Source organism: Aeromonas lusitana (genome assembly GCF_002812985.1).
In the GTDB taxonomy this organism is placed as follows: Bacteria; Pseudomonadota; Gammaproteobacteria; order Enterobacterales; family Aeromonadaceae; genus Aeromonas; species Aeromonas lusitana.
Genome location: NZ_PGCP01000041.1, coordinates 69466 through 88741 on the forward strand (window position 1 = coordinate 69466; position 19276 = coordinate 88741).

Sequence of the window (19276 nt, forward strand, 5' to 3'; positions counted from 1 at the left end):
ATGGGTGTCATAAGACGACTGGCCCAGTCTAGCCAAGGGTGATGCGTGTGAATTTGCCCATCTGGTGCTGCCATCCCCCCGTCCGGTGGAGGCCGCTGCAGGATCTGCTGTCTACTGCACTGATCCGAGGGGGCTGAACGGAGCTTTGTGCTGGCGAGGAGGTTCCACACAGCGTGCCCACCGGACAGAGCGATCACAGCCCAGGCTGGGGGGCTGACAAAGGGAGTCAAACTGTGCCATGTCGGCACGGATAGCCGGGGCAAGGTAAGTAAGAGGAAGAGAGACAACAGGTTGAAAGGCTAAGGTATCCATGATGACGGCCCTCACGGTGAGGTCCTACTTCAAGATTGGCCTTCCACCACCGAATGGGAACAGCGCAATAAAATGGGGCTCCAAAGCCCAAGGCTTGCAAGCGCGTTCCTGCAAACCATCTCCCATTACTCTATGGGAAACCACCTGGGGAGAGATACATCCAAAACGGGTCACTCCCGTTCAGGAGTGGCTGCCTTGCTGCGACGATCGCTGATCCACTGTTTCACTTCAATGGTGAAGGTATCGGGGGCTTTGCGGTACATCTTGCGCACCAGGTCGAGGATGCTGTATCGACCCAGCTCCTCTTCCATCCGCTGTTGCGCGCCATCCATGACGGAACGAACACCGCAGGGGCCGTCACAAGCCCACGAAGGGGGCGTCTCGTCAAACAGGGCCAATCGCTGGCGAATCTCGCGACATTCAAATAGCGACTTGTCCCCATCGATGGCCTGCACCACATCCAGCACGGTGATCAGCTCGCTGGCTCGAGCGAGCCGAAATCCGCCCCCCTTGCCTTCCGAGCTCACCACCAGTCCCGCCCGGGAGAGGCGGGTAAAGATCTTGGCCAGATAGTCGTACGGCACGTTTTGCAGTTCCGCCATTTCGCGCACGCTCAGCTCACGCTCATTGCCCTTCGCATCGACCATGCTCATCAGGCTGTGAATGCCGTATTCCACACCAGAACTGTAAAACGCCATTGCTTGCTCCATCTTGTTCGTCCTGCTGATGGTACAGCAGATACTCAGAAAGATCTTGTCGCAGTTAACTCAGATAAGTATAGTCGTAGTTATTGAGGCAAACCAGCCTGTACCTTTGGAAGGGAAAAACATGAAGCAACGTATTCTTATCATCGGCAGTGGTTTTGCCGGCATGTGGGCCGCCGTCGGTGCCGCGCGTCTGGCGCATCTTCAGGGCAGCCATGAGCTGGAGATCGCCGTGCTGTCCCCCCAGCCCGAACTGCGGGTCAGGCCCCGTTTTTATGAGGCAAATGTGGCCTCGCTGACCGCCGATCTGCGGCCCCTGTTCGAGGCGCTCGATATCCGTGTCATTACAGGCAGTGCTGACCGGGTGGAGCCTCAGGAAAACCAGGTCTGGTATCGCAACGCTCAGGCCGAGATGACCAGCATCGCCTACGATCGGCTGGTACTAGCCGGCGGCAGCCAGTTGCACAGCTTTGGCATCAAAGGCATCGCCGAGTATGGGTTCGATATTGACCAACTGGAAACGGCACAACGCCTCGAAACGCATCTGAATGCCCTGCCAACCCAGCCAGACAGTCCGGCACGCAACACTGTGGTGGTCTGTGGTGGTGGATTTACCGGGATCGAACTGGCCACCGAGCTGCCTTCAAGGTTGAAAGCCCTGTTAGGTGCCATTACGAATACTAAAGTAGTCGCAGTAGAGCGTAGTTCTGTTGTCGGTGGACAGTACAGTGAGGCGCTGCGCGAGGTGATCCGCAATGCCTGTGATGAACTGGGTGTGGAGTGGCGGCTGAATACCGGCGTGGAAGTGGTGGATGCCACCGGGGTGACGCTGCAAGATGGCAGCCGGATTGATGCGGCCACCGTGATCTGGACCGCCGGGGTCAAAGCCAGTTCGCTGGGGGAATCCATCGTCGCCGAGCGCGATGCGCAAGGGCGTTTCATCGTCACGCCAGAGCTGCAGATCCCGGGTCACTCGAATATTTACGCCACCGGCGACATGGCCCATGCCAAGACGGATGATCTGGGCAACACGGCGCTGATGACCTGCCAACATGCCATCCAGCTAGGGAAATTTGCCGGCCACAACGTCGCAGCCAGCCTGCTGGGCGTCACTCCACTGCCCTATCGCCAGGTCAACTATGTGACGTGTCTTGATCTGGGGGCCTGGGGCGCCGTCTATACCGAAGGCTGGGATCAGCAGGTGAAACTGGTTCGCGAGGAGGCGAAGAAACTCAAGATCGCCATCACCAACGAATTGATCTATCCGCCCAAGCCTAATCGCGATGAGGCCTTTGCCGCCGCCGATCCCCTGGCCAAATTTGTTTGATTGCCCACCCGGCCCAGAGTGCGAGTCAGGTACTAGCCTGGCTCGCAATCATGCCAGCGAATTGAAGACACCATCTAAATCACTGTGCGGCGGTTCAACGCCAGGCAGGGATACCTAGAGTTGCTTGATAAGAGCACAAAAGAGACCCGATATCCCATCCACCCAGTCGATAAGATCTCGACCTTTGTGGATCAACGGCTGACAGCGATAGCCATCTATAAATCATCGAGGTTTGGGGAAGATCAGCCTTCCCCAGGCCTTTCAACGCCCGCCCGCCACGTCGATAAAGGTACCGGTGGCGTAGGAGGCCTCATCCGACAAGAGCCAGGCGATGGCAGCAGCAACTTCTGCTGGCTGACCGCCTCGTAGCAGCGGAATATTTCCCTTGATGCGGTCCACCCGGCCGGGTTCACCACCATCGCCGTGCATGTCGGTATAGATAAAACCGGGTCGTACCCCGTTGACCCGGATCCCCTGGGCCGCAACTTCCAGAGACAAGCCTTTGGTCAGCACGTCGATGGCCCCCTTGGAGGCGGCATAATCCACATACTCACCGGCCGATCCCAAGCGAGCGGCGGCGGAGGAGACGTTGACGATGGCACCCCCAGTCTGCGCCGCTTGCATACGGCGCACCGCCTCCCGGCAGCAGAGGAAATAACTGGTGACATTGGTGATCAGGGTCTTGTTGATGCGCTCGGCGCTCATCTCCAGCACCTTCATCTGTGGCTGCAAGATGCCGGCGTTGTTCACCAGATGGGTGATGGGGCCGAGCCGCTGGTCCATCTCCTCAAACAGCCGCACCACCTCTGCCTCGATGCTGACGTCCGCCTGCAATGCTATGCAGGCCACCCCATAATGCTCGCGGAGCTCCGCCACCAGCGCCTCTGCGGCCTCACGGCCCTGGCGATAGTTGAGGCAAAGATCGTAGCCCTGCCCTGCCAGATGACGGGCGGTCGCCGCCCCAATTCCCCGGCTACCGCCGGTGATCAATGCCCTCTTGCTCATCTCACCTCCCTGTTTATTGCGCTCATTGTCTGCCCAGATACTACCCCAGAGGATCTGGTGTGCAACGGGTGAAACCGGGATCGACCAGGCCATGAGCGCCGCCGTGCGAGCCTATGGCCAACGGGCGTCTCACCCTGGTGCGCAAAAAAGATGCATGCAATTTGAATGTAAATCGCACCCGCCACGGTCTTGTTCAATGAGCGTCGTCATCGAGACCCAAGGTGATCCAACCATTCGTTCAGGATCGTAATAGGGTCAGTGAGCCACTCCTCCATGAGCGCAGTACCGGAGGCCGCGCCTCACCAGATGACGTCACACGGACACTCGGCCAATACGGGCAGAGTGACGGCATGACCAAGGAGAACAAGATGCACGCAACCCGCAAAACCCTCAACTGTCTGGCCGGTGCCGCACTGGCCATGGCCGCCGTCTCCCTCTCTGGCGCCGCCATGGCCGCCAACACGGGGCAACACGGTGAAGATCAGGTCCACTGCTGGGGGGTGAACAGCTGCAAGGGCCACAACGACTGCAAGACCGCCAAGAACAGCTGCAAGGGACAGGGCTCCTGCAAGGGCCAGGGCTTCCTCAGCATGACCCGGGAAGAGTGCAACGCCAAGGGTGGCAAAGTCCGCTAAGCTGACCACACCACGCTTGTCATGGCCGGTCCCTGCAAGGGGTTACCGGCCTGTTTTTTAAGGCCTATCAACCAAGGAGTCTGGATGCACAACGTCCCCTGGCTTGGCTTCGGTCTCGGGCTCAGGCCCCCTCACTTTCAGGATGTGCTGGAAGGCGCCGAGGGCGTCGACTGGTTCGAGATACTGTCGGAAAACTTCATGGTGGCGGGGGGCAAACCGAGATACTACCTGGAGCGCGTGCGCGCCGATTATCCCATCGTCATGCACGGGGTCTCCATGAACATAGGCTCCACCGATCCCCTCGACATGGACTACCTCGCCCGCCTGCGAGAGCTGATGCGCAGTATCGAGCCCGTCTGGCTGTCGGATCATCTCTGCTGGACCGGCGCGGGCGGCCAGAGCAGCCACGACCTGCTGCCCCTGCCCCTGACGGATGCCGTGCTCAATCATCTGCTGGATCGCATCGATCGGGTGCAGAACTACCTCGGCCGTCCCCTGGTGCTGGAGAACGCTTCCACCTACCTCGCCTTCGCGGGGGACGAGTATCTGGAGCAGGATTTCCTTAATCAGCTCAGCCGCCAGAGCGGTTGCCGCCTGCTGCTCGACATCAACAACATCTATGTGAGCAGCCGCAATCACGGCTTCGATGCCAACGCCTATCTGGACGAGATAGATACCCAGGCCGTGGTGCAGTTCCACCTCGCCGGTCACAGCGACTATGGCGATTACGTGATAGACACCCACGACCACCCCATCGTCGATCCGGTGTGGGCCCTGTTCGAGCGGGCGGTGCGCCGCTTCGGCCCCGTCAGCACCATGATAGAGCGCGACGATCATATTCCGCCCTTCGCTGAGCTGGTGGCTGAGCTAGACCAGGCCAGACGCATCGCCGCCCCCCATTGGCCCTCAAGCGAGGTGCCCCATGCCAGCGCCCGTTGAGCTGCAAGCCCTGCAGCAGGCTTTTATGCGGGGCCTGCAAGATCAAGCAGATGCCCCCCCCGTACCCGTGATCCCGGGTCACCTGCCGGTAGAGCTGCGCTGGCACATCTATGCCAACGCCTACCAGAGTCGCCTGCTGGAGTGTCTGCAGGAGGATTTCGAGCAGACCTGGGCCTATGTGGGGGATGAGTTGTTCGAGCAGTGCTGCCTCGGCTATCTGGCGCAGCATCCGCCCCGCAGCTGGACCCTGAGAGCACTGGGGGCGGGTTTTCCCCACTATCTCGAACAGGCCCTGGCGGAGCACCCCCAGGTGGCCGAGCTCGCCGAGTTCGAGTGGCGGCTTCGCGCCGCCTTCGACGCCGCCGATGCCGAGGCACTGACCCTGAGCGACATCCAGCGCCAGCCCGCCGACTCCTGGCCCGAGCTGCGCTTCCTGACGGTGCCATCGGCCAGCCTGCATCCCCAGCACTTCAATACCCTGGCGGTGTGGAAGGCGCTCAAGGCCGAGCAGGCGCCGCCGCCCCCCCAGTATCAGGAGAGCGCCAACCTCTGCCTCATCTGGCGCGACGGCGAGCGCCTGAGCCGTTATCGCAGCCTGGAACCCGACGAGGCATCTGCGGTGCAAGACTTGTTTCGGCGGGAGAACTTCGCCAGCCTCTGCCTGCACCTTGGCGAGCGATTGGGGGAAGAGGTGGCCGCCTTTCGGGCCGGCTGCTTCCTGCAGCTCTGGCTGGCCGAGGGGCTGATCGGCGGTTTTCACCGGGATTGAGCCACCGCCAGCAGACACAAAAAACGGGCCCAAGGGCCCGTTGTCATGCATGCGAGAAGCGAGGCGCCGCTACTTGAACAGCCCCTTGAGCAGCTGATCCGCCGCCCCCTTGATCCCCTCGTCGTTGGCCTTGTCTCCCAACAACTTTTTGAGGCCACGCTCGGCCTCCTTGCGGGCCTTCTCTTCCAGCACCTTGTTGTTGCTGAGCAGCTCCTTCACATCCAGCTTGTAGCTGGGCGCCTGCCAGTGGCCGCCGATGCGCACAGGTATCGTGATGTCGTTGAGCTCATCCACCGTCTTGCCCCCCTGGCCCTTGCTGCTCTCCACCACTGAGGTGAGGAACAGGAGGTCGAGGGTCTCCGGCACTAGGGCGGTCTGGCCCTGGCCCTGCACCCGCAACGCCGGGGCCGCCAGCTGGATGTCATGGCTGCTGGCGATGCCGTTGCCTATCTGGAAGCTGGCGCTAAGATCGCTGAAGTCGGTCTTGCGCGCCTCCTTGACCTGTTCGGCGCCCTTACCGGTGAGGGTGGCCCGCGCCTCGCGGATCATCTCCGCCAGGTTGATGCCGTGAAGTGCACCGTCACTCAACTTCAGGCTGGCCGTGCCCTGCATCTCGCTGCGCAGGGCCTGCTCGGAGAGACCACGGCCCTGCACCTGGATATCCAGATCCCCCTTGCCTTCCAGTCGATCGTTCTGGGCCAGGGTCTGCAGCAGAGGGCGAATATCAACCCCCTGTATGCGCTTGTGCACCTGATAGCTGGCGGGTTGCTGGCGGGCATCGAGCACCCCACTGGCGCTCACCTGACCACCGGCCACGCCGGCACTGAACTGCTTGAGGTTGAGCTGACCGCCGCTCAGGGCCAGTTGCAGATCGACGGCGCTCAAGTCCAGCCCCTTCACCTTCAGCGCGTCCAGTTGCAGCTCGCCCGCCAGATCGACGAGTTTGAGGACGCTCAGATCAGGCTCAGCCGTGGACAAGGCCTGCGCCGAGGGGGCTGGCTTGGCCGCTGCGCCCTGCTCACCCGCCGACACAGTGGCCGGGGCGGCAGAAGATGCGGCGGTCTTGGCCCCATCCTGCGCACCGAGCCAGGCGTCGAGATCCAGCTTGTCACCCTTGAGATCGAATTCGATGCTGGGCACGGCGCCGAGTTTTATCACGCCATTGCCACTCAGCAAGGCATCATCTGCGCCCATCACCAGGTTGGTCAGCGTGATCCGCTGCTTGTCCAGCTCGGCGCGGGCAAACCCGGCCAGCTTGAGGGAGAGCGGCGAGCGCGGCAGGCCCTCCCCGGTCAGTTTGGCGGCCAGCACAGCATCCGACACCTCCACCAGTTGCAACCCCTTGTCGAGGCGCGCCTTGAGGGTGCCATCCAGCGAACCGGCCAGGGTCGGCTTGGCCGCCTCCCCCTGGGCGCCGTTCAGGCTCAGGGTCAGGCTGCCCCACTCCCCCAGCACCAGGCGATCCGCCTTGAGGGAGAAGTCATCCAGCCGCTGCTTGGGATCCCCCAAGCTGCCACTCAGATTCAGATTTTTCAGTTCGCTGTCATGGGCATCCCGGGCCAGCTTGATCTCCCCCTGCCCCTTGATATCGAAGGCCAGCTCGCCCCGCGCGCCCTTGGCGGCCAGGGTCACCGGCACCCACTCCCCCAGGGTCAGCTGACCCAGGCTGAGATCCAGCCGCTCGAGTCGCGAGCTGATGCCGCTGCGATCGTCCTGCACCAGGGCGCTGGCCTGTTCCAGCACCACCCCTTGCAGCTGGATCTCCCAGGGCTGGCTCTCGCTCGCCGGGCTGGCTGGCGTTGAGGTCTCGCCGCCGGCCTGAGCCTGCTCCTTGTCCTTGACCAGATCCGCCAGGTTGCTGCTGCCGTCAGCCTTGGTCTGGATGAAGAGGTGAGCACCGCTCAGGGTCACCTCGCCTATTTCCAGTCGATGGGAGAGCAGGGGCAGCAGGGCCACCGAGGCCTCCCCCTTCTCGACCCGGATAAGATCCGGCTCGGCGAAACCGGCTGGGTTGCGCAGGGCCACCTTCTCGAGGGAGAGCCCCAGGCTTGGCCAGAAGCGCCAGCCGATATCCCCCTCCATCACCAGCTCGCGGCCGGTGTTCTTCTTCACCTGCTCCGCCAGCTGGGGCTTGAACTGGTTCGGGTCGATCAGGCTGACCAGGGCGACGATGGCCACCAGGGCGGCCAGTGCCAACCCCAGCAGTATGTAGACGATCTTCTTCACGATGACTTCCTCAATGCAGATCCTGCGGCTGACTATACCACCGGGGGGATAGCAGAGGGCAAGACGGAGCCAAAACCGGTAAATGGCGAGACAGGGATGGTCGCGCCCCTTCTCTCGTACATCACACAAGAAAAAGGGCCCCATGGGGCCCTGTCGTCAAGGTGTACACGGCAGCTGCCGGCAACCCATCTCTGGTTATGGCTGCAACGGCAACTGCCGGTAACCCATCTCATAGAGGGTGAAGGCGTAGAGATCCGCGCTCTGCTCGATAAGCTTGGTGACCGGCGTGCCCACCCCGTGCCCCGCATTGGTCTCGATACGGATGAGCTGGGGATGGGGACCCTCGTTGTCCGCTTGCAGGGTGGCTGCGAACTTGAAGGAGTGGGCCGGCACCACACGATCATCGTGATCCGCCGTGGTCACCAAGGTCGAGGGATAGCTCACCCCCTCGCGCAAGTTGTGCAGCGGCGAGTAACCCTTCAGATACGCGAACATGGCCTCGCTGTCGGCGCTAGTGCCGTAGTCATAGGCCCAGCCCGCCCCGGCGGTGAAGGTGTGGTAGCGCAGCATGTCGAGCACCCCCACCGCCGGCAGGGCGACCCGCATCAGATCCGGGCGCTGGGTCATGACGGCCCCCACCAGCAGACCGCCGTTGGAGCCGCCGCGTACCGCCAGCTTGTCGGTGCTGGTGTAGCCTTCGGCCTTCAGGTACTCGGCCGCTGCGATGAAGTCGTCGAACACGTTCTGCTTGTTCATCTGGGTGCCCGCCAGATGCCAGGCCTGACCGTACTCGCCGCCCCCGCGCAGGTTCGCTACCGCGTAGACGCCCCCCAGATCCAGCCAGTTCGCCACCGACACGCTGAAGCTCGGGGTCAGACTGACATCGAAGCCGCCGTAGCCATAGAGGATGGTCGGGTTGCTGCCATCGAGTTTGAGCCCCTTGCGGTAGCTGATGATGAGCGGCACCCGGGTGCCATCCTTGCTCTGGTAGAAGCGCTGCTCCGAGACATAATCCTCTGGCTTGAACGGCGCCGCCGAGGCGCGATAGAGGCTGATCTCACCGCTCTTGGGGGCCAGCCGGTAAAGGGCCGGCGGCTGGGCATAGTTCTCGAAGCCGAAGTAGATCTCGGGATCGTCGTGCTTGCCGTTGAAACCGCTGACGCTGCCGAGGCCAGGCAGTGCAATGTCCCGCACCTTGTTGCCCTCATAGTCAAACTGCTCGACCCGGGCGGTGGCATCCACCATATATTCCGCGAACAGATAACCGGCGCCGCTGTGCACCGACAGCACCTGGGGCCGCTCTGGGATGAGGTCACGCCAGTGTTGGGGGCCAGGGTTGCTCGCATCCACCGTCACCAGCCGGCCGTTGGGGGCGCCGCGATTGGTCTGCAGGTAAAGCGTGCTGCCCCGGTTGTCCACCAGGCTCACATCCGCATCCAGATCCCCCTGCACCGTCAACAGCGGTGCATTGTCCTCGGTCAGATCCTTCACATAGAGGCGGTTGCCCGAGGTGGAGTTCGCCGCCGAGATGAGCAGGTAGCGATCATCCTCGGTGACGCTGGCCCCCACGTAGCGGTGTTTCTGGGCCGGGATGGCGCCAAACACCAGCCGATCGTCCTCTTGCGCCGTGCCGAGGCGGTGGAAGTAGACCTTGTGCTGATCCGTCTTGGCCGACAGCTCGCTGCCGTCCGGCTTGTCATAGCTCGAGTAGAAGAAGCCCTCGTTGCCGAGCCAGCTGATGCCGCTGAACTTCACGTCCTTGAGGGGCGCCTCCAGGGGCTGCCTGCTTTCCACATCCATCAGGTGGATCTCGCGCCAGTCACTGCCGGCGAGAGACAAGGAATAAGCCAGCCGCTTGCCATCCCGGGAGAAGCTCAGCTGATCCAGCGCCGTGGTGCCGTCGGGGCTGAGGGCATTGGGATCGAGGAACACCTCGGCGGCCTTGCCCGGCGGCTGGCGCCACAACACGTTCTGATTCTGCAGGCCGTCGTTCTTGAAGAAGTAGTGGTAGCGCCCCTCGCGAAACGGCGCCCCCTCCTTGGCGTAGTTCCAGGAGGCGGCGAGCTTGCTCTTTATCGCCTCGCGAAACGGGATCCTGGCCAGGTAATCCTGGGTCACGGCGTTCTGGGCCTTGACCCAGGCCTCGGTCTCGGGGCTGCGGTCATCCTCCAGCCAGCGATAGGGATCGGCCACGGCCTGACCGAAGTAGTGATCCACCTGCTCGCCCTGGCGGGTGACGGGGTAGTGAAGGCGCGTTTTCCCTGACATGGCATCCTCTTGAGTTGAGTGACCACTGCAGGCCCCGAGCAAGGTCAGGGCCAGCAGACAGACAATGGATCGCATCGAGGCAACTCCCTGCGGTTCGAATGAAGCAGGCAGGTTAGCAAAGAGTGGCATGGCCCCCAACCCCCCAGGGGGCGACCTGACTCAGGCGAGCACGTCCCCGTGCCAGAGAGGCTCAGTGCCATAGCCATCTTTTCGCTTAAGTTTGCCGCTTTATTTTGTTTGTTATCCGGCACTTGGGTCACAGGATGGCATAACCGACCAGCCCAGACGACCCGCTCAGGATAATCCATGCCCTATAGCTATCTCTCCCATTTGCGCTGCAGCAAGACAGGCGAAATCCATGATGCCGATCAGCCCCAGCAACTGAGCCGGGTCGGGGCGCCTTTACTGGCAAGCTACGATCTCGAGGCCCTGAAGCAGGATTGGCGACCGGCCGATCTGCTGGGTCGCCCCGCCAGCCTGTGGCGCTACCACGAGCTGCTGCCGGTGCGCGATCCCGCCCAGGTGGTGACGCTGGGAGAAGGCTTCACCCCGCTGTTGCCGCTGCCCAAGCTCGGCAAGCAAATCGGCATCCCGGATCTCTGGATGAAGGATGAGAGCATCATCCCCACCGGCTCCTTCAAGGCCCGTGGCGCCGCGGTCGGCCTCTCCCGTGCCCGCGAGCTCGGCATCGCCCATTTTGCCATGCCCACCAACGGCAACGCCGGCGCAGCCTGGGCCCTGTACGGTGCCCGCGCCGGCCTGCGCAGCACCATAGTCATGCCCCAGGCGGCCCCCGCCATCACCCGGCTGGAAACCTCACTTGCCGGAGCCCGCCTCTATCTGGTGGACGGCCTCATCAGCGACGCCGGTCGCCAGGTGGCCCAGGCGGTGGCGGAGCAGTCCCTGTTCGATGCCTCCACCCTCAAGGAGCCCTATCGCATCGAGGGCAAGAAAACCATGGGGCTGGAGATCGCCGAGCAGTTCGGCTGGACCCTGCCGGACGTGATCCTCTACCCCACAGGTGGCGGTGTCGGCCTCATCGGCATCTACAAGGCGCTGCGGGAGTTGCAGGAGCTGGGCTGGGTCAAGGGTGACCTTCCCCGGCTGGTGGCGGTGCAGTCGAGCGGCTGCGCGCCCATAGTGCAGGCCTGGCAGCAAGGAGCGTCAGAATCGACCTTCTGGCCCGACTCCCAGACCCTGGCCTTTGGCATCAATGTGCCCAAGGCGCTGGGGGACTTTTTGGTGCTCGACGCCCTCTACAGCACCGACGGCTGCGCCATCGCGGTAGACGATAGAGCCATCCAGAGCGAAATTCGCCAGCTCGCCTCCCAGGAGGGCAGCTTCGTCTGCCCGGAAGGGGCTGCCGCCTTCGCCGCCGCCCGCCAGCTGCGAGAATCGGGCTGGATCAAGGAAGGCGAGCGGGTGGTGGTGCTCAACACCGGCGCCGGCATCAAGTACCCGGACGCCATTACCGTGGTGCCCCAGCGCCTGCGCCGTGACGGGAGGATCCCCGCATGACCTTCGACTGGGCCTTTATCGTCTCCACCCTGCCCGCCTTTGGCAAATCGGTCTGGGTCACCCTGCAGCTCGGCGCCATCGTGATCCTTACCTCCCTCGCGGTGGCCCTGCTCAACGTCGCGCTGCTCGGCCTGCACAGGCCGCTGCTGAGCGCGGTGATCCGCGGCTATGTGGAGCTGGCCCGCAACACGCCGCTGCTGATCCAGCTGTTCTTCCTCTACTTCGGGCTGCCGGCCCTGGGGCTGTCCCTGTCCGGTTTTGCTACGGCAGTCATTGCCATGACCTTCCTCGGCGGCGGTTATCTCACTGAGGCGCTGCGGGCCGGGGTGACGGCTGTGCCCCACAGCCAGCTGGAGGCGGGCCAGGCCATCGGCCTCTCCCGCTGGCAACTGCTGCGCCACGTGCAACTGCCCCAGGCCTGGCTCGCCAGCCTGCCGGCGCTCTCTGCCAACTTCATCTTCCTGCTCAAAGAAACCACGGTGGCCTCGGCGGTGGCGGTGCCGGAGCTCCTTTACACCACCAAGAACTATATCGCCCTCTACTACAAGACCTACGAGATGCTGGCGGTGCTGACCCTGATGTGTGTGCTGATCTTCCTGCCTTTGTCCCTCGCCCTGCGAGCCCTTGAGAGGAGGCTGCAATATGGTCAGTTCGGTCACTGAGTCGCTGATGCAATCGCGGACTCCTATGTGGGCACGGCTCTTTCTGCCGCTGCCGTCCCCCACACAACACGTATTGGAAGGGAGGGATGAGTATGGCCACTCCGGTTTCTGAGTTGCTGGGCCAGACCCTGCCCCTACTGGCCATTGGCGCGGGCCAGACCCTCGCCATCTCGTTGCTCGCCATCCTGTTCGCCACCTTAGGGGGCCTGGGTTACGGCGTACTGGCCCAGCAGGGCGGCCGGCTGACCCAGGGAGTACTGCGGCTGTATCTGGAGCTGTTTCGGGTGGTGCCCGTGCTGGTGTGGCTCTATCTCTTCTTCTTCGGCCTGCCCATCGTCTTCGGCCTCGATATCCCGGCCTTCTGGTGCGCCGTGCTGGTGCTCTCCCTGTGGGGGGCGAGCGAGGTGGGGGAAGTAGTGCGCGGCGGGCTGGGATCCCTGGCCCGTGGTCAGCAGGAGGCCGGACTGGCCCTTGGCCTCTCCCGTTGGCAGCTCTATCGCCACGTGTTGCTGCCCCAGGCGCTGCAACGGCTGACGCCGCCCACCATCAACATTCACACCCGCATCATCAAGACCAGCTCCCTGGCGGTGCTGATCGGGGTGGTGGAGGTGATCAAGGTGGGCCAGCAGATCATAGAGCGCACCTATGCCTCGCTGCTCATCTACAGCCTGCTGTTCCTGTTCTTCTTTTTGGTCTGCTATCCGCTCTCGCTCGCCTCGCGCCGGCTCGAGCAAAAATGGGGTAATGCGGTATGACGCCTCTGCTTGAACTCAATGCTGTCAGCAAACAATTCGGCCAGAACCAGGTACTGGACGGGGTCAGCCTCGCCGTGAACCCCGGGGAGGTGATCGTCATCCTGGGGCCGAGCGGCTGCGGCAAGAGCACCCTGCTGCGCACCCTCAACGGGCTCGAGCCCATTCAGGGCGGCGAGATCCGCTTCTACGGCCAACTCCTGGATGCCGCTACCGACTGGCAGCGACTGCGCCAACGCATCGGCATGGTGTTCCAGAGCTATCACCTGTTCCCGAACCTGACCGTGCTGGAGAACGTGCTGCTCGGGCCCCTCCAGGTGCAAAGACGAGAACGGCAGGAGGCCCTGCTGCAGGCGGAGCAACTGTTGACCCGTATAGGCCTCTGGGAGAAGCGCCACGCCTATCCGCGCGAGCTATCCGGCGGCCAGCAGCAGCGCATCGCCATAGTGCGGGCCCTGTGCATGAACCCTCAGGTGATGCTGTTTGACGAGGTCACCGCCGCCCTGGATCCCGAGATGGTGCAGGAGGTGCTGGAGGTGATCCGGGATCTCGCCGGCAGCGGCATGACACTGCTCATCGTCACCCACGAGCTGGCGTTCGCCCAGGCGGTGGCGGATCGCATCGTCTTCATGGAAGAGGGCCACATCCTGGAGCAGGCCAGCCCCCACCAATTCTTCGATAACCCGAGGAGCCAGCGTGCGCGCCAGTTCCTCGCCAAGTTTTCTTATACAAATGTCATCAAACGAAAGGAGTCAGCATGAAGAAAATTACCTCGGTACTGTTTAGTGCCCTCATCGGGCTGGGGATCGCCAGCGGCGCCGCCCAGGCGGCGGACGGTTCCCTCGACAAGATCAAGGCCCGCGACAAACTCATCGTCGGGGTCTTCACCGACAAGCCCCCCTTCGGCTTTGTGGATGAGAAAGGGCGCTACGTGGGCTTCGATACCGATCTCGGCCGCCGCTTCGCCAAGGATCTGCTGGGGGACGAGAACAAGATCGAATTCGTGGCGGTCGAGCCCGCCAGCCGCATCCCCTTCCTGCAGAGCGACAAGGTGGATCTGATCCTCGCCAACATGACGGTGACCCCGGAGCGGCGCGAAGTGGTGGACTTCACCAACCCGAACTTGCGGGTGGCGGTGCAGGTGTTGGTGCCGGAGAAGAGCGCCGCCAAGGGGCTGGACGATCTGGCGGACAAGACCCTGATCGTCACCACAGGCACCACAGCCGACATCTGGCTGACCCGCAACCACCCGGACTGGAAGGTACTCAAGTTCGAGAAGAACTCCGAATCCTTGCAGGCGCTGTCCCAGGGCCGTGGCGATGCCTACGCCCAGGACAATCTGGTGCTGTTCAGCTGGGCCAAGGAGAATCCGGGCTATCGCGTGCTGCCCCAGAAGCTGGGTTCGGAAGACCCGATCGCCCCGGCGGTGAAGAAGGGCAATATCGAGCTGCGTGACTGGGTCAACGACCGTCTCGCCAAGCTGGGGGAGGAGAAATACCTGCTCAAGCTGTATGACCAATATGTGCGCGACAAGTTGAGCGCCGATACCGATCCCAACGACGTGATAGTGGAAGGAGGCAAGTGGCAGGGTTGATCCCCGCCATCCCGAAGAAGTGCTGAGTGTGTGTGATCTTTGGTTCCGTTGGTCCGCAAACCGCAAGGTTTGGTTTTGCAGGCGTCCCCCCTTGGGTGACGCCTTTTTTATTGACGGGATCATCAGTCTCAGATGAGAGTCTCCTGACGCCTCCTGACAAGTTGCGTATACTGGCGCCTCTTGGCACATGAGGAGATGAGAGCATGGCAAGCGATTGGGACGACATTCTGGCGGGTGGCCCCCTCACCCAGACCGAGGAGATAGCCAACGACCGCATCCGCGGCCAGGCACTGCTGGCGCAGTTCAACGCCTCTCCCTCCGGGGATCACCTCCTGCGCCAGCGCCTGTGTGGCGAGCTGTTCGGCCACTGCCCGGACTCCTGCTGGATCAGCACCCCCTTCACCTGCGAATTTGGCCGCAACATCCACATCGGCGAGAAGACCTTCTTCAACTTCAACGTCACCATACTCGACGTGGGCGAGGTGCATATCGGCAACAACGTCTTGCTGGCCCCGAACGTGCAGATCTACACCGCCACCCACAGCCTGAACCACCTGGAGCGCCGCAACTGGACCGCCTACAACAAGCCGGTGCGCATAGGCGATGACTGCTGGATTGGTGGCGGCGCCATCATCTGCCCCGGCGTCACCATAGGGCCGCGCACCATCATAGGGGCCGGCGCCGTGGTCACCCGCGACATCCCCGCCGATTCCCTGGCCGTCGGCAACCCGGCCAAGGTGATCCGCACCCTGAGCCCGGACGAGCCGCGGGACCCGGAGGCCATGCAGTGAATCACCTGACCTGCCCCCTCGCCATGGGCACCTCGGCTGGCCTCAGCCTGCCCCCGAGTACCAACAAACCAGAGGAGCAAGTCTTATGATCTGGCTCGCCCTCCTGCCCCTGCTGTGGGGCGGCTGGCTCGGCATGGTGGACGCCAACTGGTGGCCACTGGCCCTGATCAGCACCATGAGCCTGCTGACTGCGCTGGCCTACGCCCATGACAAACGCCAGGCCGTGCGCGGCGGCTGGCGCGTACCGGAATCTCGTCTGCATCTGCTGGAGTTGCTCGGCGGCTGGCCCGGCGCCTTGGTCGCCCGCCACTGGCTGCGCCACAAGACCCAGAAGGGGAGCTACCGGCTGGTGTTCTGGTTTATCGTGCTGCTGCACCTGACCCTGTGGGGACTCTGGGTCGGGCGGCCACTCTGGCAAGGGGCCTGACCCCCTCTCGATAAAGCTGCTGCGAGGCAGAACGAATTTGATGGCAGACTTGCGCAGGTGCGGGAAGCCAGCCTCTCCCAGCCGGGCATTGCCGCCAACCGCCGGCTGTGAGACAAGAAAGCTCTGTGAGGCGGAGTCCCGCCTCTTGTCGGCAAGGAGTCACCCATGACCATGTGGACAGGCATAGTCCTGATCGTTTTTCTCAGCCTGTTGTTCGGCTATCTCGGCAAGCGCGCCCGCTATCGGCTGGGGGACGTTCGCATCACGGATCGTCTCGGTAAGCAGGACATGATCATCAAGGAACTGCAGGAGCGGATCGCCAACCTGGAGGCCATAGTTATCGAAGAGGAAAAGCGGCGGCCATTCAAGGATCTATAAGCCCCATCGGCTGACGACACGCCGCCAATTGGCAGTGTAACACGCTTATTTTATGTGATTTCACGGACTAATATTTTAGCATGCGATGGAAAGCAGTGATTATTACTGCCTCTATCAAGAAGGTCGGCGCTGCATAGACTCTGCCAGCGCCCCCTGTCCCCGCTCCTGCAGAGCATCGACGACCCCCTGCCGATCCGATGGTTCCTTGTTCTGACTCAGCTTGAACTTGCCCACCAGCTCGCTTATCTCGATTTCGATACCGACCACAGCCGCCACCATGGCCTCGAGATAGTCTCGCGGTGCATCCGCCATCTTCCAGGGTTTGGGCTCGGCCGCCTCATGAACCCGGGTCAGGCTCGCCAGCAGGCGGCGCACGAAGCGGGCATCGTCGCGCACCCGGATGCGGCCATGGGCATGGACCACGGCGTAGTTCCAGGTAGGCACCTGCTTATGATGCTCCTGCTTGCTCGGATACCAGTTCGGGGAGACATAGCCGTCGGCGGCCTTGAAGACAATCAGCACCTCCTGCCCGTCCGTCACCTCCTGCCAGAGCGGGTTGTTGCGGGCCACATGAGCGCGCAAGACCCCATGCTCCCCCTCCCCTGCATCGAATTCGAACGGCAGGTGATCCGCATCCAACCCTCCCTTGCCATGAGTGATCAGGGCACCCAGCGGATAGGCTCGCATCAGCGCGTGCAGCGCCTCGGGATCGGTGACGGCAAAATGGGTTGGCAGATACATAACGACTCCTTGGACGATGGCAAAACTCGCGTTCAGTTCGGGAAGAACTCGCCTCGGCGAGTACGGATATTCAACCCAGGGCCATCAGGCCATGGCCAACTCTTGCAGCCATTGATGGCCTGCCGACCAGGCGCCCAGGCCGCTGGCGCCATTGATGTGGCCCGCCTCGCCGATGTTCACCAGGGTGCTGCCCCAGCTGGCCGCGCATAACGTCGAATGAGCGATGTCACCATAGGGGTCATCGGCGCTGGCAATCAATATGGATTTGAACGGCAGGCTCGCCATGGGCAAGGGCGCGAACCCCATCGCCTGAGCCGGAAATACCGGGCCCTGAGGGTCGGGCACCGCCACCAGCAAGGCCCCCTTGATCGTCAACTCGGTGTGCGCTGCCCAGTGGGCAACCAGCAGACACGCCAGGCTATGAGCGACCAGGATCGTCTCCTCGCCGTGGTGCTTGACGCTGGCCTCGAGCGACGCAACCCAGTCGCTGCACACCGGGCTGTCCCAATCCCGCTGCTCAACCCGGCTATAGCCACGGTTGGCTTGCTCCCAATGGCTCTGCCAGTGATCCGGCCCCGAGTTTCCTATCCCTGGCAATATCAGTACTTTCATATGGCAAGTTTCCTTTTGCGACTAGACCCGGATCCCTCTGTGCGACAGGGCACTCCATGCTGGCAGGAGAGTGACCTTCAAGGCAAGAAAACGGCAACCTAGGGTTGCCGTTTTGCTTTCTATTTTGGATGACGGTCGCCGCAGTTTAACCAGCGCGCTTGGCCAGCCAGGCTTCGGCGGCGACCAGGGCGCCTTCGATCTGCTCGCGAGCGACGCCGCCCTTGGCGACCCGCTTTGCCAGGGTCGCCTCCAGCTCCAGGTTCGGGTACACGTCCTCTCCCACTACCGGGCTGAAGCGCTGGAACTCAGGGATAGAGAGCTCCTCCAGGGGTTTCTTCACCTGGATGGCGTAGACCACCGTCTCGCCGACGATATGGTGCGCCTCGCGGAATGGTATGCCCTTGGCGACCAGATAGTCCGCCAGCTCGGTGGCGTTGGCATAGCCGCCCTGGGCCGCCGCCTTGGTACGCTCACCGTTGACCTTCAAGTCGATCAATACCAGGGCCGCCATGTCCAGGCAGTCGTGCCAGGTGTCCAGGGCGTCGAACAGCCCTTCCTTGTCTTCCTGCATGTCCTTGTTGTAGGCCAGCGGCAGCGCCTTGAGGCTCATCAGCATGCCCATCTGGGCGCCGACCACCCGGCCGGTCTTGCCGCGAATGAGCTCAAGCGCATCCGGGTTCTTCTTCTGGGGCATCAGCGACGACCCCGAAGTGACCGCATCGGACAGCTCGACGAAGCCCGCCTCACCTGTGTTGTAGAAGATAAGGTCTTCGGCGAAGCGGGACAGGTGCGCCATGGAGAGCGACGCCACGTGCATCAGCTCCACCACGTGATCCCGGTCCGATACCGAATCCAGGCTGTTGCGGGTCGCACCGCTAAAGCCCATGTCCAGTGCCAGCGCCTCCCGGTCGATGGCGTAGGCGGTACCCGCCAGAGCGCCGCAACCGAGGGGGCTGGTATCGAGGCGCTTGAGGGCATCCTGCAGACGGGAGTGATCCCGCTCCAGCATCTCCACATAGGCCAGCGCCCAGTGGGCGTAGGTAACCGGCTGGGCGCGCTGCAGATGGGTGTAGCCGGGCAACACGGCGGCCTGATTGGCGCGAGCGGAGGCCACCAGCCCCTGTTGCAGGCCGGTGATGGAGGCAAGCAGCAGCTCCCCTTGCGCCTTGCACCAGAGTTTCAGATCGGTGGCGACCTGATCGTTGCGGGAACGCCCCGTGTGCAGCTTCTTGCCGAGGATCCCGACTGCGTCGATAAGCTTCCCCTCGACCCAGGAGTGGATGTCTTCGGCATCCGAGCTCAGGATCTGCTGGGGATCCTGCTGTACCGAGGCCAGCAGCACTTCCATCGCCTGTTGCAGCTGTGCCTGCTCGTCACTGGTCAATACACCGACCTTGACCAGGGCGCGAGCCCAGGCCATGGAGCCCTGAATGTCCTGCTCCGCCAGCCGGTAATCGAAGCGCAACGAGTCGTTGAACTGCTTGAACCTGCTGTCTGCGCCCTGACTGAAGCGCCCACCCCAAAGTGCCATACTGCTCTCCTTGAATGCGTTGCCGGCGGCGCCTTGCGCCTGCCGTACTGGCGCGACCCCTTGGCCTGCGCGCTGAAATCTTGCC

19 protein-coding genes are annotated in these 19276 nt (G+C 62.8%); 12 read left to right on the plus strand and 7 right to left on the minus strand.

Annotated elements, in window-relative coordinates; all coding sequences use genetic code 11:
- Positions 1–482: 482 nt before the first annotated feature.
- Positions 483–1010: an RrF2 family transcriptional regulator gene (locus CUC44_RS19530; RefSeq protein ID WP_100861529.1), complete on the minus strand. Its 528-nt coding sequence runs from the start codon at positions 1008–1010 to the stop codon at positions 483–485.
- A gap of 130 nt (positions 1011–1140) precedes the next feature.
- Between CUC44_RS19530 and CUC44_RS19535 the strand changes: the two genes are divergently transcribed.
- Positions 1141–2343: an NAD(P)/FAD-dependent oxidoreductase gene (locus tag CUC44_RS19535; RefSeq protein WP_100861530.1), complete on the plus strand. Its 1203-nt coding sequence runs from the start codon at positions 1141–1143 to the stop codon at positions 2341–2343.
- A 261-nt stretch (positions 2344–2604) separates the two neighbouring features.
- Here CUC44_RS19535 and CUC44_RS19540 read toward each other — a convergent pair whose 3' ends face one another.
- Complete coding sequence (locus CUC44_RS19540; protein WP_100861531.1) at positions 2605–3348, minus strand: SDR family oxidoreductase; 744 nt, start codon at positions 3346–3348, stop codon at positions 2605–2607.
- A gap of 368 nt (positions 3349–3716) precedes the next feature.
- Here CUC44_RS19540 and bufA2 point away from each other — a divergent pair, with 368 nt between their 5' ends.
- The 3 genes from bufA2 to CUC44_RS19555 all read left to right on the plus strand — a co-directional run bounded on the left by bufA2 (position 3717) and on the right by CUC44_RS19555 (position 5691).
- A complete protein-coding gene (gene bufA2 / locus CUC44_RS19545) occupies positions 3717–3983 on the plus strand; it encodes a BufA2 family periplasmic bufferin-type metallophore (RefSeq protein WP_100861566.1) in 267 nt (88 codons plus the stop codon).
- 84 nt (positions 3984–4067) lie between these two features.
- On the plus strand, positions 4068–4922 hold the full coding sequence (gene bufB / locus CUC44_RS19550; RefSeq protein ID WP_100861532.1) for an MNIO family bufferin maturase: 855 nt from the start codon (positions 4068–4070) through the stop codon (positions 4920–4922).
- Positions 4906–5691, plus strand: coding sequence for an HvfC/BufC N-terminal domain-containing protein (locus tag CUC44_RS19555; RefSeq protein ID WP_100861533.1), 786 nt, complete (start codon positions 4906–4908; stop codon positions 5689–5691). The genes bufB and CUC44_RS19555 overlap by 17 nt, the downstream gene beginning before the upstream one ends.
- Before the next feature lie 69 nt (positions 5692–5760).
- Here the strand turns inward: CUC44_RS19555 and CUC44_RS19560 are convergent, their stop codons facing one another.
- Both CUC44_RS19560 and CUC44_RS19565 read right to left on the minus strand, forming a co-directional pair.
- A complete protein-coding gene (locus tag CUC44_RS19560; protein WP_100861534.1) occupies positions 5761–7917 on the minus strand; it encodes an AsmA family protein in 2157 nt (718 codons plus the stop codon).
- Between the two features lie 195 nt (positions 7918–8112).
- Positions 8113–10260 carry a prolyl oligopeptidase family serine peptidase gene (locus CUC44_RS19565; protein WP_100861535.1) on the minus strand — a complete coding sequence of 716 codons (2148 nt, stop codon included), beginning with the start codon at positions 10258–10260 and terminating at the stop codon, positions 8113–8115.
- A 231-nt stretch (positions 10261–10491) separates the two neighbouring features.
- Here CUC44_RS19565 and CUC44_RS19570 point away from each other — a divergent pair, with 231 nt between their 5' ends.
- From CUC44_RS19570 to CUC44_RS19605, 8 genes are all read left to right on the plus strand, one after another.
- The gene (locus tag CUC44_RS19570; RefSeq protein WP_100861536.1) at positions 10492–11703 is read left to right on the plus strand and encodes a threonine synthase; all 1212 of its coding nucleotides are present in this window, start codon (positions 10492–10494) and stop codon (positions 11701–11703) included.
- The gene (locus CUC44_RS19575) at positions 11700–12365 is read left to right on the plus strand and encodes an amino acid ABC transporter permease (protein ID WP_100861537.1); all 666 of its coding nucleotides are present in this window, start codon (positions 11700–11702) and stop codon (positions 12363–12365) included. The genes CUC44_RS19570 and CUC44_RS19575 overlap by 4 nt, the downstream gene beginning before the upstream one ends.
- Before the next feature lie 92 nt (positions 12366–12457).
- Positions 12458–13120 (plus strand): amino acid ABC transporter permease, encoded by a 663-nt coding sequence (locus CUC44_RS19580; protein ID WP_100861538.1) that lies wholly within the window; start codon positions 12458–12460, stop codon positions 13118–13120.
- Positions 13117–13878: an amino acid ABC transporter ATP-binding protein gene (locus tag CUC44_RS19585; protein WP_100861539.1), complete on the plus strand. Its 762-nt coding sequence runs from the start codon at positions 13117–13119 to the stop codon at positions 13876–13878. The genes CUC44_RS19580 and CUC44_RS19585 overlap by 4 nt, the downstream gene beginning before the upstream one ends.
- Positions 13875–14711 carry a transporter substrate-binding domain-containing protein gene (locus CUC44_RS19590; RefSeq protein ID WP_100861540.1) on the plus strand — a complete coding sequence of 279 codons (837 nt, stop codon included), beginning with the start codon at positions 13875–13877 and terminating at the stop codon, positions 14709–14711. The genes CUC44_RS19585 and CUC44_RS19590 overlap by 4 nt, the downstream gene beginning before the upstream one ends.
- Positions 14712–14914: 203 nt before the next feature.
- Positions 14915–15502 (plus strand): sugar O-acetyltransferase, encoded by a 588-nt coding sequence (locus CUC44_RS19595; RefSeq protein ID WP_100861541.1) that lies wholly within the window; start codon positions 14915–14917, stop codon positions 15500–15502.
- An 85-nt stretch (positions 15503–15587) separates the two neighbouring features.
- On the plus strand, positions 15588–15929 hold the full coding sequence (locus CUC44_RS19600) for a DUF1294 domain-containing protein (RefSeq protein WP_100861542.1): 342 nt from the start codon (positions 15588–15590) through the stop codon (positions 15927–15929).
- Positions 15930–16094: 165 nt separating this feature from the next.
- The gene (locus tag CUC44_RS19605; protein ID WP_100861543.1) at positions 16095–16307 is read left to right on the plus strand and encodes a hypothetical protein; all 213 of its coding nucleotides are present in this window, start codon (positions 16095–16097) and stop codon (positions 16305–16307) included.
- 114 nt (positions 16308–16421) lie between these two features.
- Here the strand turns inward: CUC44_RS19605 and CUC44_RS19610 are convergent, their stop codons facing one another.
- The 3 genes from CUC44_RS19610 to argH form a co-directional block, all read right to left on the minus strand.
- The gene (locus CUC44_RS19610) at positions 16422–17048 is read right to left on the minus strand and encodes an FMN-binding negative transcriptional regulator (RefSeq protein ID WP_100861544.1); all 627 of its coding nucleotides are present in this window, start codon (positions 17046–17048) and stop codon (positions 16422–16424) included.
- 84 nt (positions 17049–17132) lie between these two features.
- Positions 17133–17660 (minus strand): RBBP9/YdeN family alpha/beta hydrolase, encoded by a 528-nt coding sequence (locus tag CUC44_RS19615; protein WP_100861545.1) that lies wholly within the window; start codon positions 17658–17660, stop codon positions 17133–17135.
- 145 nt (positions 17661–17805) lie between these two features.
- Entirely contained in the window at positions 17806–19191 is a 1386-nt protein-coding gene (gene argH / locus CUC44_RS19620; protein ID WP_100861546.1) for an argininosuccinate lyase, read from the minus strand.
- Positions 19192–19276: the final 85 nt, after the last annotated feature.

Bases quoted from the DNA above. Each gene is read 5' to 3' on its own strand.
- CUC44_RS19530 (WP_100861529.1), bottom strand. From the start codon at position 1,010: ATGGCGTTTTACAGTTCTGGTGTGGAATACGGCATTCACAGCCTGATG.
- CUC44_RS19535 (WP_100861530.1), top strand. From the start codon at position 1,141: ATGAAGCAACGTATTCTTATCATCGGCAGTGGTTTTGCCGGCATGTGG.
- CUC44_RS19540 (WP_100861531.1), bottom strand. From the start codon at position 3,348: ATGAGCAAGAGGGCATTGATCACCGGCGGTAGCCGGGGAATTGGGGCG.
- bufA2 (WP_100861566.1), top strand. From the start codon at position 3,717: ATGCACGCAACCCGCAAAACCCTCAACTGTCTGGCCGGTGCCGCACTG.
- bufB (WP_100861532.1), top strand. From the start codon at position 4,068: ATGCACAACGTCCCCTGGCTTGGCTTCGGTCTCGGGCTCAGGCCCCCT.
- CUC44_RS19555 (WP_100861533.1), top strand. From the start codon at position 4,906: ATGCCAGCGCCCGTTGAGCTGCAAGCCCTGCAGCAGGCTTTTATGCGG.
- CUC44_RS19565 (WP_100861535.1), bottom strand. From the start codon at position 10,260: ATGCGATCCATTGTCTGTCTGCTGGCCCTGACCTTGCTCGGGGCCTGC.
- CUC44_RS19570 (WP_100861536.1), top strand. From the start codon at position 10,492: ATGCCCTATAGCTATCTCTCCCATTTGCGCTGCAGCAAGACAGGCGAA.
- CUC44_RS19575 (WP_100861537.1), top strand. From the start codon at position 11,700: ATGACCTTCGACTGGGCCTTTATCGTCTCCACCCTGCCCGCCTTTGGC.
- CUC44_RS19580 (WP_100861538.1), top strand. From the start codon at position 12,458: ATGGCCACTCCGGTTTCTGAGTTGCTGGGCCAGACCCTGCCCCTACTG.
- CUC44_RS19585 (WP_100861539.1), top strand. From the start codon at position 13,117: ATGACGCCTCTGCTTGAACTCAATGCTGTCAGCAAACAATTCGGCCAG.
- CUC44_RS19590 (WP_100861540.1), top strand. From the start codon at position 13,875: ATGAAGAAAATTACCTCGGTACTGTTTAGTGCCCTCATCGGGCTGGGG.
- CUC44_RS19595 (WP_100861541.1), top strand. From the start codon at position 14,915: ATGGCAAGCGATTGGGACGACATTCTGGCGGGTGGCCCCCTCACCCAG.
- CUC44_RS19600 (WP_100861542.1), top strand. From the start codon at position 15,588: ATGATCTGGCTCGCCCTCCTGCCCCTGCTGTGGGGCGGCTGGCTCGGC.
- CUC44_RS19605 (WP_100861543.1), top strand. From the start codon at position 16,095: ATGACCATGTGGACAGGCATAGTCCTGATCGTTTTTCTCAGCCTGTTG.
- CUC44_RS19610 (WP_100861544.1), bottom strand. From the start codon at position 17,048: ATGTATCTGCCAACCCATTTTGCCGTCACCGATCCCGAGGCGCTGCAC.
- CUC44_RS19615 (WP_100861545.1), bottom strand. From the start codon at position 17,660: ATGAAAGTACTGATATTGCCAGGGATAGGAAACTCGGGGCCGGATCAC.
- argH (WP_100861546.1), bottom strand. From the start codon at position 19,191: ATGGCACTTTGGGGTGGGCGCTTCAGTCAGGGCGCAGACAGCAGGTTC.